We start from the raw sequence: 14,450 nt of genomic DNA, 5'->3' as shown, positions 1-14,450 counted from the left end.
CGATCCCCGGGTAAACAAAACCCGGCAAGGGTTGCCGGGCTATTCAAAAAAGGAAAGAGGAAAAACTAATCTTTACTCTCGGAGGAACTGCTCGAGTCTGAAGTGCCTTTTTCGGTGGATTTGTTTTCAGAAGAGCGGCTCTTGCCATTCCCCGATGGCGAGCGATGATCGGTGGCATAGAAGCCCGACCCCTTAAAGACAATGCCAACCGGTTGATACACTTTGCGAACCGGTTCGCCGCACTCCGGACACTCGGTCAGCGGAGGATCGCTAAATTTTTGGGTATGATCAAACTGCAACCCGCAGGATTCGCACCGATAGGTATAGACTGGCATACGTTCACCTCACAAACAGACTCGATGAGTCTCGATTCAATTTCACCTGAGTCCAGGGGGGAATTATACGCCCCTCTGCTCTGAATTACAACCTTACACGCACGCATCATAACAGAAAAATATAAAAAGAAAATAAGAATCTGGATTATTTTCCTTGCAATCTGCCGACAAAAACGAGGAACAACCCGAGGATCGAAAGTCCAATCAACCCGACGCCTGCAATCTTCCAGGGAAAGGGTGTTGGGGAGACAGTTTCTTCGGGCACTGGCGTAGGGGTGATTGCTGTCACCGGGATAATGGCTGTTGGCGAGAGGGTGTAAACTGGAGTCAGGGTGGGGGTAGGGGTGGGAAGCACCGGCGTTTCGGTCGGTGGAACGGTGGGAGTAAAGGAAGGCTGAACAATGAGACGGTCGCCGGGCCAGAGATTGGGTGTGGCGGGTAAATTGTTCCAGCGCTTAAGGTCTTCCATGCTCACCTGATAGGTTATTGCAATTCCCCACAGGGTATCGCCGGGCTGGACTTCATACATCAACGCCGCGTCCGGCGTGGCAGACAGGGCAGGTTGAGGGGTAGCCGTAGCCTGCGCGGGGACCGGAACAGGTGTTGACGGGGAGACAGGTGTGCTGGAAGCAGGCAGGGTGTTGACGGTATTACTTGCCCCGCTGGTGCTTCCTACCACCAGCGTGTAATACACCATATCCCCGGAAAACGCCACCCCTGCGCCGACGTGCTGATAACTGGCATTGAGCATGGTATTCATGTGCACATCGTCCGACCAGTACAGAGCAATGGCATCCTGCACAGAAAGGCTGGTGCCCGCCGCAATATTCTCGGAGACAAACACAGTTGCTCCACCGCCGTACCCGGCGGCAATGGCGCGGTCTTTCGGACGTGTGTTTCCTGCACCGGTGTGGGTGATGGTCTGAATGGAAGCCTGATACTCTGCATGAGACTGAGCAGCGTTCATTAACGCCGCGTTCCTGGTCAGGGCAGGTAATCCTCGCTGGGCGCGCAGGGCGTTGACCGCGGCAATCAAATCATCCGCTGTCCCGGCCTGTGCCGAAACCGGTGCAATCAGGGCAAAAAAACAGCCCAATCCCACCAGAAAACCCACAGTGATATGCCAGACGGTTTTCATTATTTACTATCATAACAAATAATATCCAAAATTTCCAGTTAAAAAAAAGAGCGGGGAGTTCCCTCCCCGCCGGGTTGAGGTGGCAACGTGTTTCAACTCAGCGATCGGTCGCCGCCGCGTCCCATGGCTTCAGCAACCACCAGAAAATCGGTAGCCGAGATCATCCCAATGATGTGTCCGGTTTTGTCGGCAACCGGAAGATGATGTATCCCCTTTTCACTCATGAGTCGGGCGCATTCATCAATGGGCATTTCCGGGGAAATGGTGATGATAGGCGAACTCATGATCTCCGAGGCTTTGACCCCAGCAGGGTTGCGCCCCGCGGCAACGATTTTATCGCAAATATCGGTCGAGGTGACAATTCCGTACTCAGGGTTTTCAGGACCTTTATTGACGATGACGCTGTGAATATAGCGTCGGCGCATGGTAGCCAGCACTTCAGTCACCGGCATATCCGGCTCGACCATGACAACCAGATCAATCATCCAATCGCGAACCTTGAACTGCATACCCTCTCCTTTCCATGAATCCCGCTGTGCATGTGGATATAAACAGTATAGCGAAAATTGAACATTTTGCAAAATGGGTTTGCGGATGATTTTGAAAATTCCCGACGCGATTTGACATTCCCCCCGATTTATGATAATATCGCCCAAAATTGAATAGCCCCTTACGGCACTCTTATCCAGAGAGGTGGAGGGACCGGCCCGATGAAACCTCGGCAACCTGGGGAAGTCCGTCGAGAGACGCACGACCTTAAGGTGCTAATTCCGTCAGACGGATGTACTGGAAGATGAGAGGGCAGCCGCTTTTGAAAAATGTTTGTTGCCCCTCGTGTGTACACCGCAAGGGGAATTTTTTTGTCAAAAAATCTTTGTAAGGAGTGTTGTTGAAATGAGCCTCACCTTCATGAATATGCCTCGCTACCTGTTCACCTCTGAATCGGTCACCGAGGGGCATCCCGACAAGATTTGCGATCAAATCAGCGATGCTGTCCTGGATGCCTGTCTGGAGCAGGACCCCTATTCGCGGGTTGCCTGCGAAACCGCTACCAAAACCGGCTTCATCATGATTCTGGGCGAAATCACTACCAATGCCTTTGTCAACTTTGATGTGCTGGTACGCAAAATCCTGCTGGAGATCGGTTACGACAATACCGACAAAGGGTTCGATGGCAACACCTGCGCAGTCATCTCCGCCATTGCCAACCAGTCCAGCGACATCGCCATGGGCGTAGACAAGGCGCTGGAAGCCAAAGCCGGCGAGATGACCGAAGCAGAAATTGAAGCCATTGGCGCAGGCGATCAGGGCATGATGTTTGGCTATGCCTGCGATGAAACCCCTACCCTCATGCCCACCCCCATTTACTACGCTCACAAACTGACCCGCCGCCTGGCGGAAGTGCGCAAGAACGGCACCCTGCCGTGGCTGCGCCCCGACGGCAAGAGCCAGGTGACGGTGGAATACCACTATGGCAAACCCGTACGTGTGGATACGGTGCTCATCTCCACCCAGCACGCTCCTGAGATTTCTCATTCCGAAATTCGCGAAGCCGTGCTGGAGCATGTCATTCTGCCCACCTTACCGGCAGAGATGGTGGATGATCACATGAAGGTGTTTGTTAACCCCACCGGTCGTTTTGTCATCGGCGGACCGATGGGCGACGCGGGCGTGACCGGACGCAAGATCATTGTAGATACGTACGGCGGTATGGGACGCCACGGCGGCGGCGCTTTCTCCGGCAAAGATCCCACGAAAGTGGATCGCTCCGGTGCGTACGCAGCCCGCTGGGTGGCAAAGAACGTGGTTGCCGCTGGACTGGCGAACCGCTGTGAGGTGCAGGTTGCCTACGCCATCGGCGTTGCCCGCCCGCTGAGCATCAACGTGGAAACCTTCGGCACGGGCAAAATCCCCGATGAGAAGATTGCCCAGATCATCAGCGAGACCTTCGACCTGCGCCCCGGCGCCATCATCCGCGACCTCGATTTGCGCCGTCCCATCTACCGCAAGGTGGCGGCTTACGGCCACTTCGGGCGCGATGACCTGGACCTCACCTGGGAACGCACCGACAAAGCCGAAATTTTACGCCGCGCCGCCGGTCTGTAAATCTTTTCGTGTGGCTGTTTGCCCTCCCGCCCGTCCATTCGGGCGGGAGTTTTTCTTTTTACCTGTGTTATCATTAGCCCATGTCCCGATTGACGCGCATTTCCATCCTGCTGGCGGTGTGCTTTGCCCTGGACAAAGCCGCTGCGTTCCTCCGTCAGGTGATCATTGCCCGCCAGTTCAGTTTTTCGGCGGAACTGGATGCCTTCAACGTTGCCAACAATGTTCCCGATTTAATTTATGCAGTTATCTCCGGCGGTGCGCTTGCCATGGCGCTGATACCGGTGCTCTCCGCCACGCTCACCACCCAGGGACGCGATGCCCTCTGGGAAGTGTTTTCGCATGTTGCCAATCTGGTTTTTCTGGTGACCGCGGGGTTATCCATTGTGGTGGCTCTGGTTGCCATGCCGCTGGTGCGCGCTGAAGTGGGCATTGCCCCCGGATTTGGCGTGGAGCAACAGCGCGTAGTTGTGCAGTTGATGCGCCTCAATCTGATCGCCACGCTGATTTTCTCGATCAGCGGACTGGTGATGTCGGCACTGCAAGCCAATCAGCACTTTCTCTTCCCCGCTCTGGCGCCCCTGTTTTACAACGTGGGGCAAATTTTTGGTGCACTCATCCTCGCTCCCGGCGAGGGCTACCGCATTGCGGGCATCACCCTGCCTGCCATGGGGATGGGCGTGTATGGACTGGTTGCGGGGGTGATTGTGGGGGCTTTTCTACACCTTGCCATTCAGATCCCGGCATTGATTCGTTACCGCTTCCGCTGGAGCGCAGGGCTTGGGCTGAATAACCCGCAGGTGGTGCAGGTGCTTAAATTGATGGCACCGCGCATTCTCACTGTGGGATTCGTGCAGGTGATCTTTCTGGTGCGCGATAATCTGGCGTCGCGCCTGCCCGAAGGCGCGGTAAGCGCGCTGACTTACGGCTGGATGATTCAGCAGGTACCTGAAACGCTTATCGGCACCGCTATTGCCACCGCCATGTTGCCCACCCTCTCAGAACTGGCGGCGCAGAAACAGGAAGGGCTGTTTCACGAATCCATTCAACGCGCCGTGCGTGTACTGATCGGCATCACCCTGCCGATTGCGGCAGTGCTGGCGCTGGGACTGGGTCCAGTCATGCAAGCCGTCTTTGCATTGAACGACGCCCACGCCTCCACCCTGCTGTGGGCAACCCGGGGATTCCTCGCCGGTCTGGTGGGACATTCGTTGATGGAAGTGGCGGCACGCTCGTTCTACGCCCGCCAGCGTCCCATTCCCCCCATGCTGGCAGGGTTGGGCAACATGCTTCTCTATATTGGACTGGGAAGCGCCCTTTACCGTCCTCTGGGAGCGGCGGGCATCAGTCTGACGGATGCCGTGTGCTTTACCAGTCAGGCAGTCTTTCTGCTGGTGTTGCTGGGGGTGCAGACGGGCCACTTCATCCGGTTGGGAGATAGCCTCACCCGCGCGGTGCTGGCGGCGCTGGCAGGCGGGGCTGTCACCTTTGCCGTGCTGAATATCGGAGTGCTGTCTTCGCCTTTGCTTGCCAGCCTTCTTGCCATGACGGCAGGCGGGCTGGTAGCCATTCCATTTATCTTCAAGGAACTGAAACTGCTCTTACGCCTCTAACTGCCTGGGACGAGGAAAAAGCCGCCGTCTCCGATTTGCAGGTCAATCAGGTACACCGAAGGGGCTTCCGGACGCAAGCCGCCCAGCGCTCCGGGGTTAATTACCCAGGTATTGCCCATTTTCTGAGCTTTTCGGCGGTGAGAATGCCCGTAAAAGACATAAGCGTATTGACCGCTTTGCGCCAGTTCTGCCACCTTACCCGGCACATGTCCATGCGTCACGGCAATGGGAAATCCCCCCAGTATTCCGGTAACTACCAGAGCGGATTGATTGAGCGGGTTGAAACGCTGTAATACCGCGCGGATTTCCCCGCTGGCAAAATCGCCATTGCCCAGCGCATGCCACACAGGGAACTCTCCCAGGGCTGAAGCGGTCTCAGGCGTGGTGATATCCCCGCAGTGAATCAGCCAGTCCACTTTCTCCTGGCGGAACAGCGACAGGGCTTGTTCAAGGGCTGTGAGATTGTTGTGTGTGTCGGAGAGAACGCCCAGTTTCATACCATCCTTTTCAAACCACCTGTAACGATTTGAAGACAATTCCCGAAGTGCGGAAGGATTCTTCCATGGCGTCCTTCATTTCTGGCTGCGAGAAGATCACCACCAGCCGCAGGGTAAAGCCCCCTTCGGGCAGGGTATTGTTGACCGAGCGCAGGATGTTACCGTTGTGCTTTGAGACCAGCCCTGCCAGTCTTGCCAGTACGCCGGGGCGGTTCTCCGCCGGGTCGGCGGTAATATTGACCGTCACCCAGCCAAGTTGTTCGCGGGTGATGCCCACCTTGCACAGGACTTTCTGGAAATCATTCAGGCGCACCGCACCACCGCCAACGGCAACGTACAGGTCTTCCAGACTGGAACATCCCAGTTCTTCGAGCAGGTTATCCATGCGGTCTGATTCCAGCGCCTGCACGTCCTCAAGCGCCAGAATTCCTTCTTCAGCGATAATGGGTAAAAGTTTAATGCGCCCCAGTTCGGCGTCCTTCTTGAGCGACTGGGTTGCCAGCACCATCCGCAGCAGGCGAGCGGTGGTTTCATTGGCAAAGCCCAGCCATTCCTCGGTGGGAACCAGGCGCTTCCCACTGGTGACCACCTCCACCACATCCCCGGGACGCACACGGTCGGAGAGACGCGCCAGCGCCCCATTGACCTTCACGGCGCTGATTTTGTCCAGGAGCATTTCCTGCTGAATGGCGGCTACGGCATCCAGTACACTGGAGCCCTCGCGCAGGAAACGCGCCCCGCCGCTGGGAGTGAGGATTTCCACCGGGTTGTACTGGCTGGTGTCGCGTCCTTTGCGGATGCAGTCCACCACACCCCACATGTTTTCCCCTTCCATCTCTTCGGTGGCAATGGCAACTTCCACCGCTCCGAAATCGGGCAGGTAAGCGGTGACCTGCAAGGCGCGGTAGCCGTTTTGCGGATAGGCGATAAAGTCATCGAAACGATCATTGTCCAGATAGGGACCAAAGAAGGTGTTGACCGCGCCCAGCAGGGCATAACAGGCGTTTTTGTTATCCCCATCCACTACCAGGCGGAAACTGACCAGATCGTTGACCATGGAAAAACTGTTCAACGAGGCTTTGCGGGAACGCGCCATACGGCGCAGTTTTTGCCATACCTGCCAGTAGCCATTGACAAAGATGCTCACCCGCCCATCAATGCCAGACTTTTCCATCAACCCGCCCAGTTGCTCCATAAAGGGTTGAATAAACTCCAGACGCAGGCGGGGATCGGCGTCCACATGCTCTTTGACATAGACGTACATGTCCGGCTCGGCAAAGGGAAATGCCAGGTCTTCCAGCCAGCAACGCCACTGATGACAGTTGAGGATGCCCGCCAGTTTGCCATAGGCGCGGATGGCTTCGGTGGCTTTTTGCGCTCGTTTGGCAGGCGGCATGTGCTCCAGCGTGAGCAGGTTATGGGTTTTGTCCGCCAGTTTGACCAGAAAGACCCCCGGATCGCGGAACATCCCCAGTTTACGCAGGGTTTCCATCTCGCGCGAGCGCCCATCGCGCGGCGCAGAGAGTTTGGTCACCCCATCCACAATAAACGCCACTTCCTCCCCCAGTGCGCCGGGGAAATGAGCGCGGATGCGATCCAGACTTTCGCCGGAGTCTTCCACGCTGTCGTGAAGCAAACCGGCAATCGTCCAGGCTTCTTTCTCTACCAGTTTGTCCAGAAACGCGCCTACCCAGGCGCAGTGCGTTTCAAAATAGGGCTCGCCGCTCAATCGCATCTGCCCGGCATGCAGTTCCTTCCCCCAGCGGTAAGCCTCAGCAATGGCAGGCGTGCGCGGGACAAATTCTTTCAGGTTAAATTGATCCAGAATGCGAGGGCGAATCTCTTTAATCTTTTCAATCCGTACCATATTCCGATTCTACCTTAAGAAAACCACCCTTTCAGCCCCGATTTCACCCCAGAGAGACACATTCCCATGGCGGTAAAACGGTAAAGTCCACACCTTCCTGCCGACAGCGCTGTTCCAGCCACTCCATCGTCACGCGCGAACCGGGCAGAAGTACCGGAGGATTGCCGAGCGGTAAAAAGAAATGATCATGATGGATGGGAACAACCCGCTCCGCAGCGGTGTTAAGGACGACTTCGCGAAAGAGGCGTTCGCGCCCGGCGGGAGTGCGCGGGAAACCCGCAATGGCGACAAAGACCACCCGCGCCCGCCTGCCCTGTAAAGCGCCGGGTACCATCCCCGCCGATTCCAGAATCAGCAAATTGCCGGCGGGGTGTTCCAGAAACAGAGCAAACGTTCCCCCTTCGCGGTACGCCGAAACCGGTGCGGGTGGAACGAGCGGGGCGCGAATCTCCCCGGGATAGAAGCGGGGGAAAGAATGCCGCCACTTCAGAAAGGTCACCTGAAACGCCCCCCATGAGAAGGTCCTCCCGGCTTCGGCAAGGCAAAGGCGCGCTTCGGGCACCCCGGCGCCTCTGCCAATATTCAGGGTGGAAGCCGAACCTGCCAGCACAGCACCGGTTTGACGGCAAACCTCGCCGCAATCCAGGGCGTGGTCGTAATGCGAATGTCCCACCAGCACAGCAGTCAACCGGTCAATTCCGGCGCGATGCAAAGCCTGAGCGATGCGATCAGGAGAAGGGGCAACCCTGCCCAACAGCACCTGCATCAGTGCAGGACGGGTAAAAAAACCATCGGTGAGCAGGCGGGTCTCCCCATCGCTGAGCAACAGGGTGGTGGTGCCAAGAAAAGTCACGAAAAGAGAGGACAAGGTCACAGGACGGTCACTTTCCGATCATGGGGCAGATTTCTGTCTGTATTAAACCACAATCCCGTGTGAGAAGGGGATCGGGCGTGCGCCATAAGAAAAAAGCGGAGCCGCGCTTCTACGGCTCCGCCAGTGGATGCTCTTTCAACCGGCTTCAGGCTTGCCGGAGCAAAAGGGCTTCGTTGGGCTCCAGTGGGATGAGACTGCCTTCCACCGGCACCATGGAGGCGCGCTTACTGGAGAGAAGCAGTTCCCAGCGGCGTCCCGCCAGTTCATGTCCGAGGACGAGGTTTTGACGGCGTTCAGAGAAGTTGAGTGCCACCAGCACCGTCTCGCCTTCCACCTGACGCAGATACGCCAGGATAAAGCGCGTGCCGTACGTCACCGGCGTGAACATGCCCTGACGCAGGGCAAGGCTGTTTTTGCGCAGCGCAATCAGGCGTTTGTAGTAATTCAATAAAGAGTTGGGGTCGGCAGACTGCGCTTCCACATTGCGAGTGCGGTAATTGGGATGCACCGGAAGCCAGGTGGTCACCCCGGCAGGGCTGAAGCCGGCATTGGGCGCCGCAGACCACTGCATGGGCGAGCGACAGCCATCGCGCCCTTTGAAGAGGGGCCAGAGGCGTTTGCCGATGGGATCCTGCACCTGTTCACGGGTGATCTTGATATCGCGCATACCGATTTCTTCGCCGTAGTACATGAAGGGGGTGCCGCGCAGGGTCAGCAACAGGGTTGCCGCCACCTTCAGGCGTTCGTCGTTTTCGCCGCGGCAGTAACGCGTGGCTGAACGCACACGGTCATGATTGTTCAGCACGTAGTTGGGCCAGGCATCGGCAGGCAGAACACGCTCCCACCTGGCAATAGAGTCGTAGAAGGCTTTTGCCCACCACGGGCATTCCAGGAACTCGAAGTTGAAAGCGGCATGCAGTTTATCGTTGCCCACATAGCGGGCGGCTTTTTCAGCACCACCGATGAACGTCTCGCCCACTGCATAGCGTTCGGGGTAAGAGTCGAGAATGGCGCGGATTTCGTTCAGCAGAGGAATCATTTCCGGCTGGTCAATGTCATAGCGGTGTTCCTGAATAAAGAAAGGCGAAGCCAGACCCTGCAAAAGGTTGGCAGGCTTTAAGTTGAGAGGGTTGTCGGGCAGGTCAGGGTGTTTGAAGTAAGCGTTGAACACATCCAGACGGAAGCCATCCACCCCCCGGTTCAGCCAGAAGCGGAACACGTCCAGCATGTACTGGCGCACCGCCGGGTTGCGCCAGTTGACATCGGGCTGTTCTTTGTAGAAGATGTGCAGGTACATCTGCCCGGTGGTCGGGTCGAGTTCCCAGGCTTCGCCGCCAAAAATGGATCCCCAGTTGTTTGGCGGAGCGCCATTGGGTTTGGGGTCGCGCCAGATGTAGTAATCGCGGTAGGGGTTATCGCGAGACTTGCGGGATTCCTGGAACCAGGGATGCTGGTCGGAGGTGTGATTGAGCACCAGATCCAGCACCACGCGGATCCCCCGCTCATGCGCTTCCTTCACCAGCCGGTCAAACGTTTCCAGCGTGCCGAATTTGGGGTCAATGTTCAGATAATCGGCAACATCATAACCAAAATCCACATCGGGCGAAGGGTAAATGGGCGAGAGCCAGATGGCATCCACACCGAGGTCCTTCAGGTAATCGAGATGGGCGATAATGCCTTCCAGATCGCCAATGCCATCGCCATTGCCATCGGCAAAGGAGCGCGGATAGATCTGATAGATGATACCATCGCGCCACCAGAGGTAATTGTTGTCCATAGGTTTTACTCCTTGCTGGGATTGGGGAAATTCATCCGCCCTTCCCTATTGTACCGAAGGGCAGGCAGGGTGACAATTCTTTTCAACGGGGAATTTCACCTTCTTTCAGGGGGTAAAAAGAAGACACAGGTTGCTTTCCTTGAGAGAATGCAGCGTGAGGATGGCTTCCCACCTCATTAATAATCTTCTTATACAAATATGTTAAACTCTCTTCCGGTGCAGGCAAAAGCCCTGCCCGAATCCTGATATTTCTACAATTTCATACGCTTGCATCCACAGGAGGTAGAAGATGAAACGTCTGGTTGCGTTACTGATGTCTCTCTTGCTGATCTTCTCACTGGGTGTATCCATTCAACCGGCGCACGCTCAAGATACTGCCCCGCTGAAACTGACCACCACCTATCCGGGTGTGGTTGTGGGGTTGAACGAAGGCGTGTCGTTTGACTTAAAAGTCAGCGTGAGCGATGCTCCGCGCATCGTCAAACTGGAAGTCACTCAGTTGCCAGAGGGCTGGACAGCTACTCTGCGCGGCGGAGGGAAAACGATTCAATCCGTGTATGTGGAACCCGGCAAAGAGGTCAGCGTGGACCTGCGGCTGGATCAACCTAAAGAAGTGCAGTCTGGCACTTTCAATGTACTGGTGACCGCCAGCGCAGATGGATTGAAAGCGCAATTGCCCTTACAGGTGACGGTTAAGGAAAAACAACCCGCCCGTCTGACCCTGAGCACCGACCTGCCCACCATCAAAGGCGGTCCAACCTCCACCTTTTCGTACGACGTCACCCTTAAGAACGAAGGCGATGAGGACATGATCGTCTCACTCAGCGCTTCAGCGCCGGCAGGTTTCCAGGTGACCTTCCGGCTGGGCGCGCAGGACGTGACTTCGTTCCCCAACAACGCCCGCGAAACCAAACGCCTGACCGTGCGGGCTGAGCCGTATGTGCAACTGGAGGCAGGTACCTACCCGTTGAAAGTTACCGTGCAGAGCGGTGAGGTACAGGCAAGCCTGGATTTGAACGCCGAAGTGACCGGTCAGCCCACCCTCTCCCTCACCGCGCCGGATGGTCGTCTCTCCGCGCAGGTGCGCTCCGGGCGCGAGACTCCACTGAAACTGGTGGTACGCAATACCGGAACGGCTCCGGCACGCGGCATCAAACTGTCCTCCAGTGAACCTAATGGCTGGAAGGTGGCTTTTGAGCCGGAGAGCATCGAAGAACTTGCCGCCGGTGAAGAAGTGACCGTGACCGTCAAGGTGAAACCGGCAGATAACGCACTGGCAGGCGACTACATGCTTACCCTGCGGGCGGCGCCGACGGGCAGTTCGACCAAATCTGCCGATTTCCGCATCACTGTGTTGACCTCCACCCTGTGGGGACTGGTCGGAATCGTGTTGATTGCCGTGGCAGTTGGGGTGGTCTTGCTGGCTGTGATGCGCTTTGGGCGCCGCTAATCCCTCTGCCTGAAAGGAGGGTGTCTTATGCGTGACGTGATTGTGACCCGCGACCTGACCAAACGCTACGGCAACTTTACCGCCGTGGACAACCTGAACCTGACCGTGCGTCAGGGGGAGGTGTTCGGTTTGCTGGGTCCCAACGGCGCCGGTAAAACCACCACCATCCTGATGATTCTCGGTTTGACCGAGCCAACCTCGGGGCAAATCGAGGTACTGGGTTACGACCCGACCCGTCAACCGTTGACAGTAAAATCGCGGGTGGGCTACCTGCCCGATCAGGTGGGATTTTATGATGAACTCACTGCGCTGGAAAACCTGCACTACATCGCCCGCCTGAATGGCTTGAACGGCAAGAACGCCGATACCCGCCTTCAGGCGGCGCTGGAAAAGGTGGGACTGCAGGCAGTTGCCCACAAACGGGTGGGGACCTTCTCGCGCGGAATGCGTCAACGCCTGGGAGTGGCAGAAGTCCTGCTGAAACAACCAGAGATTATCATCATGGACGAGCCCACCCAGGGACTGGACCCCGAAGGGGCGCGCGAGTTTCTGCAACTGGTGCAATCCCTGAAAGAGGAAGGTATTACCATCCTGCTGTCCTCGCACTTACTGCATCAGGTGCAAGCCATCTGCGATCGGGTAGGTCTGTTCAACCGCGGACGCATGGAACTGGTCGGCACGGTGGATGAACTGGCGCGCAAGGTGCTGGGCAGAGCCTATCGGGTAATCGTCGAGGTGGACGAGATCACCCCGGAATTAACCGAAACCCTGAAGGCAGTGCCCGGCGCGGTGGATGTGCACCCGCTGGAAGGCAACCGCCTGGCGGTGGAAGCCGCGGGGGAAATCCGCCACGAAGTGGCGCAAGCCATTGTCCAATCAGGTCGGCGCCTGTTGGGACTGTACATGGAAGCGCAAAATCTGGATGAAATCTACGCCCATTACTTCAAGGAGGTGGAACATGGCGCTCGCTGAACGTGTGCAATCTCGCCGCGAAGGGTCGCCGTGGACCGGGCTGTGGGCAGTGGTGGCAAAAGAGATGGCGGACCATCTGACCAGCGCGCGCATGCGCATCCTGGAGTTTCTCATCCTGCTGACTGCCGGGGGGACGGTGTACGTTGCCATGCAACAAATCCGTTCGGCGGGCATCAGCGAGCAGTTCGTCTATCTACGGTTGTTCACCCTGGCGCAGGATCCTCTGCCCGCGCTGGTGGGTTTTCTGGTCTTCCTCGTTCCGCTCATTGCCATTGCTCTGGGGTTTGATGCCGTCAACGGCGAATTCAACCGCAAAACCCTGTCGCGCATTCTTTCCCAGCCCATCTACCGGGATGCCCTGCTGATGGGCAAGTTCCTCGCCGGGCTGTTCACCCTGGCACTGGTATTCACCGCCATCTGGTTGTTGATTTTCGGCATGGGGATGATCGGGCTGGGCGTGGCTCCCGGCAGTGAGGACGTGGGGCGCCTGCTGTGGTTCCTGCTGGCAACCGTGTTCTACGGGGGCATCTGGCTGGCGCTGGCGCAAATGTTCTCGGTGGTCTTCCGCCAGCCTGCTACCGCGGCGCTGGCGTCCATCGCCGTGTGGTTGTTCTTCACCGTCTTCTGGGAGATTCTCGCCGGACTGCTGGCGCAAGCCCTGCACCCCATCCAGTTTGGACTGGCGCAGGAAATCCTCGGGCAGGCGCAACTGCAGATGACACTGGAACGCTTCTCGCCCAACACCCTTTATGCGGAGAGCATGGTTGCCCTGCTTAACCCGACGGTGAGATCGCTGGGACTGGTTTTGCCCAGTCAGTTGCAGGGCGCCATTCTGGGCACGCCTCTGCCGCTCAGCCAGAGTCTTCTGCTCATCTGGCCTCACCTGACCGGTTTGATTGCGGTGACGATTTTAATCTTTGCGCTGTCTTACGTGCTCTTCCAGCGTCAGGAGATTCGCGCGTAAACGGCGCAGAACAGACCGTATTCAAAGCCTCCCGTTCAAAAGCGGGGGGCTTTGAATTTCCCTTCTCCCTTCTCAAAAAGGAGATTCATTTGTATAATCAATGGCGCTGGTGAAAACTCGCCAGAGGCAGGTTTGTACCTGCAGGCGGGTGACCTTCGTTCTTATCGAGATGAGGGAAGGAAGGAGTGAATGCAACCGAGTGAGGCAACCGATCTGGATGATGTATTCCGTAACGTGCTGAAACCCGGCTGCATTCGCGAAAACCAGCCGGGTTTTTTATGCATCCTTCGCAAAGAAGGGAGGTGAGATAAGGCATGACGATTGTCGTTCTGCGCCCAAACGAATCGCAAGATCAGCTCTTGAAGCGCTTCCGCAAGAAGGTCGTCAAGAGTGGCGTGCTCAGCACCGTCCGCCGCAAGCGCTGGTTTGTCAGCAAGAGCGAACTGCGACGCGTGGAGAAGAAAAAGGCTCTGCGCCGCCTCAAACGCCGTCAGTACACCAAGATGGCTGAAATGTAAGCCCGCAGGGTAAGGTTTTTGCGGGAGGAGAATGCCCATGGCAAAAGAAGAAGATAAGATTCAGGTTGACGGTACGATTGTTGAAGCCCTGCCGGGCACGCAGTTCAAAGTGCGTCTGGACAACGGTCACGAGGTACTGGCTTACCTCTCCGGCAGAATGCGCAAGTATTACATTCGTATTCTGCTGGGGGATCGGGTGCGCGTAGAGATGTCTCCCTACGATTTAACGCGCGGGCGCATTGTGTATCGTCAGAAGAAAACGAGCGAAGGCATCGTCGAAGAAGAAATCTAGCCTGAATCTCTGCCCTATTTGTGTTCAAACCGCCGCATCCCGGGATGTGG

The 14,450-nt window shown here is 56.9% G+C and carries 14 protein-coding genes and 1 riboswitch; of the genes, 7 read left to right on the top strand and 7 right to left on the bottom strand.

The genetic code is table 11. The annotated features are described in order from the left end of the window. Positions 1 to 65: 65 nt before the first annotated feature. The 3 genes from LHF31_RS03470 to LHF31_RS03460 form a co-directional block, all read right to left on the bottom strand. Complete coding sequence (locus tag LHF31_RS03470; protein WP_298002744.1) at positions 66 to 335, bottom strand: FmdB family zinc ribbon protein; 270 nt, start codon at positions 333 to 335, stop codon at positions 66 to 68. 145 nt (positions 336 to 480) lie between these two features. Further along, a complete protein-coding gene (locus tag LHF31_RS03465; protein WP_298002741.1) occupies positions 481 to 1,473 on the bottom strand; it encodes a CAP domain-containing protein in 993 nt (330 codons plus the stop codon). A gap of 92 nt (positions 1,474 to 1,565) precedes the next feature. Then, entirely contained in the window at positions 1,566 to 1,982 is a 417-nt protein-coding gene (locus tag LHF31_RS03460) for a cyclic nucleotide-binding/CBS domain-containing protein (protein WP_298005689.1), read from the bottom strand. 169 nt (positions 1,983 to 2,151) lie between these two features. Continuing rightward, positions 2,152 to 2,273: riboswitch (SAM riboswitch) on the top strand. A gap of 115 nt (positions 2,274 to 2,388) precedes the next feature. On the opposite strand from LHF31_RS03460, the gene metK reads away from it, so the two are divergent. Beyond that, entirely contained in the window at positions 2,389 to 3,579 is a 1,191-nt protein-coding gene (metK, locus tag LHF31_RS03455; RefSeq protein WP_333657468.1) for a methionine adenosyltransferase, read from the top strand. 80 nt (positions 3,580 to 3,659) lie between these two features. Further along, the gene (gene murJ, locus LHF31_RS03450; RefSeq protein WP_298005684.1) at positions 3,660 to 5,189 is read left to right on the top strand and encodes a murein biosynthesis integral membrane protein MurJ; all 1,530 of its coding nucleotides are present in this window, start codon (positions 3,660 to 3,662) and stop codon (positions 5,187 to 5,189) included. Here the strand turns inward: murJ and LHF31_RS03445 are convergent. The 4 genes from LHF31_RS03445 to LHF31_RS03430 all read right to left on the bottom strand — a co-directional run bounded on the left by LHF31_RS03445 (position 5,186) and on the right by LHF31_RS03430 (position 10,204). After that, the gene (locus LHF31_RS03445; RefSeq protein WP_298005681.1) at positions 5,186 to 5,686 is read right to left on the bottom strand and encodes a metallophosphoesterase; all 501 of its coding nucleotides are present in this window, start codon (positions 5,684 to 5,686) and stop codon (positions 5,186 to 5,188) included. The genes murJ and LHF31_RS03445 overlap by 4 nt on opposite strands. Positions 5,687 to 5,696: 10 nt before the next feature. Continuing rightward, entirely contained in the window at positions 5,697 to 7,553 is a 1,857-nt protein-coding gene (locus LHF31_RS03440; protein ID WP_298005678.1) for an HD domain-containing protein, read from the bottom strand. A gap of 43 nt (positions 7,554 to 7,596) precedes the next feature. Continuing rightward, positions 7,597 to 8,427, bottom strand: a complete 831-nt coding sequence (locus LHF31_RS03435; RefSeq protein ID WP_298005675.1) for an MBL fold metallo-hydrolase — start codon at positions 8,425 to 8,427, stop codon at positions 7,597 to 7,599. Between the two features lie 145 nt (positions 8,428 to 8,572). Next, entirely contained in the window at positions 8,573 to 10,204 is a 1,632-nt protein-coding gene (locus LHF31_RS03430; RefSeq protein WP_303773566.1) for an alpha-glucosidase, read from the bottom strand. A gap of 289 nt (positions 10,205 to 10,493) precedes the next feature. On the opposite strand from LHF31_RS03430, the gene LHF31_RS03425 reads away from it, so the two are divergent. From LHF31_RS03425 to infA, 5 genes are all read left to right on the top strand, one after another. Beyond that, positions 10,494 to 11,654, top strand: coding sequence for an NEW3 domain-containing protein (locus tag LHF31_RS03425; protein WP_303773565.1), 1,161 nt, complete (start codon positions 10,494 to 10,496; stop codon positions 11,652 to 11,654). Between the two features lie 27 nt (positions 11,655 to 11,681). Continuing rightward, positions 11,682 to 12,626, top strand: coding sequence for an ABC transporter ATP-binding protein (locus LHF31_RS03420; protein WP_298005667.1), 945 nt, complete (start codon positions 11,682 to 11,684; stop codon positions 12,624 to 12,626). Beyond that, a complete protein-coding gene (locus LHF31_RS03415) occupies positions 12,613 to 13,590 on the top strand; it encodes an ABC transporter permease (protein ID WP_298005664.1) in 978 nt (325 codons plus the stop codon). The genes LHF31_RS03420 and LHF31_RS03415 overlap by 14 nt, the downstream gene beginning before the upstream one ends. Positions 13,591 to 13,904: 314 nt before the next feature. Then, entirely contained in the window at positions 13,905 to 14,108 is a 204-nt protein-coding gene (gene rpsU / locus LHF31_RS03410) for a 30S ribosomal protein S21 (protein WP_013561199.1), read from the top strand. 37 nt (positions 14,109 to 14,145) lie between these two features. Further along, positions 14,146 to 14,400, top strand: coding sequence for a translation initiation factor IF-1 (infA, locus tag LHF31_RS03405; RefSeq protein ID WP_298005655.1), 255 nt, complete (start codon positions 14,146 to 14,148; stop codon positions 14,398 to 14,400). Positions 14,401 to 14,450 lie beyond the last annotated feature (50 nt).

It is taken from the genome of Anaerolinea thermophila, from assembly GCF_020723905.1.
Lineage (GTDB): Bacteria > Chloroflexota > Anaerolineae > Anaerolineales > Anaerolineaceae > Anaerolinea > Anaerolinea thermophila_A.
The sequence above is the reverse complement of the archived record's forward strand: the minus strand, read 5'-3'. Positions and strand labels throughout refer to the sequence as shown.

What these genes read in the sequence shown, in the direction of transcription:
- LHF31_RS03460 (WP_298005689.1), bottom strand. Translation starts at nt 1,982, where the DNA reads ATGCAGTTCAAGGTTCGCGATTGGATGATTGATCTGGTTGTCATGGTC.
- LHF31_RS03415 (WP_298005664.1), top strand. Translation starts at nt 12,613, where the DNA reads ATGGCGCTCGCTGAACGTGTGCAATCTCGCCGCGAAGGGTCGCCGTGG.
- LHF31_RS03470 (WP_298002744.1), bottom strand. Translation starts at nt 335, where the DNA reads ATGCCAGTCTATACCTATCGGTGCGAATCCTGCGGGTTGCAGTTTGAT.
- LHF31_RS03420 (WP_298005667.1), top strand. Translation starts at nt 11,682, where the DNA reads ATGCGTGACGTGATTGTGACCCGCGACCTGACCAAACGCTACGGCAAC.
- LHF31_RS03440 (WP_298005678.1), bottom strand. Translation starts at nt 7,553, where the DNA reads ATGGTACGGATTGAAAAGATTAAAGAGATTCGCCCTCGCATTCTGGAT.
- LHF31_RS03445 (WP_298005681.1), bottom strand. Translation starts at nt 5,686, where the DNA reads ATGAAACTGGGCGTTCTCTCCGACACACACAACAATCTCACAGCCCTT.
- LHF31_RS03465 (WP_298002741.1), bottom strand. Translation starts at nt 1,473, where the DNA reads ATGAAAACCGTCTGGCATATCACTGTGGGTTTTCTGGTGGGATTGGGC.
- LHF31_RS03430 (WP_303773566.1), bottom strand. Translation starts at nt 10,204, where the DNA reads ATGGACAACAATTACCTCTGGTGGCGCGATGGTATCATCTATCAGATC.
- LHF31_RS03425 (WP_303773565.1), top strand. Translation starts at nt 10,494, where the DNA reads ATGAAACGTCTGGTTGCGTTACTGATGTCTCTCTTGCTGATCTTCTCA.
- metK (WP_333657468.1), top strand. Translation starts at nt 2,389, where the DNA reads ATGCCTCGCTACCTGTTCACCTCTGAATCGGTCACCGAGGGGCATCCC.
- murJ (WP_298005684.1), top strand. Translation starts at nt 3,660, where the DNA reads ATGTCCCGATTGACGCGCATTTCCATCCTGCTGGCGGTGTGCTTTGCC.
- infA (WP_298005655.1), top strand. Translation starts at nt 14,146, where the DNA reads ATGGCAAAAGAAGAAGATAAGATTCAGGTTGACGGTACGATTGTTGAA.
- rpsU (WP_013561199.1), top strand. Translation starts at nt 13,905, where the DNA reads ATGACGATTGTCGTTCTGCGCCCAAACGAATCGCAAGATCAGCTCTTG.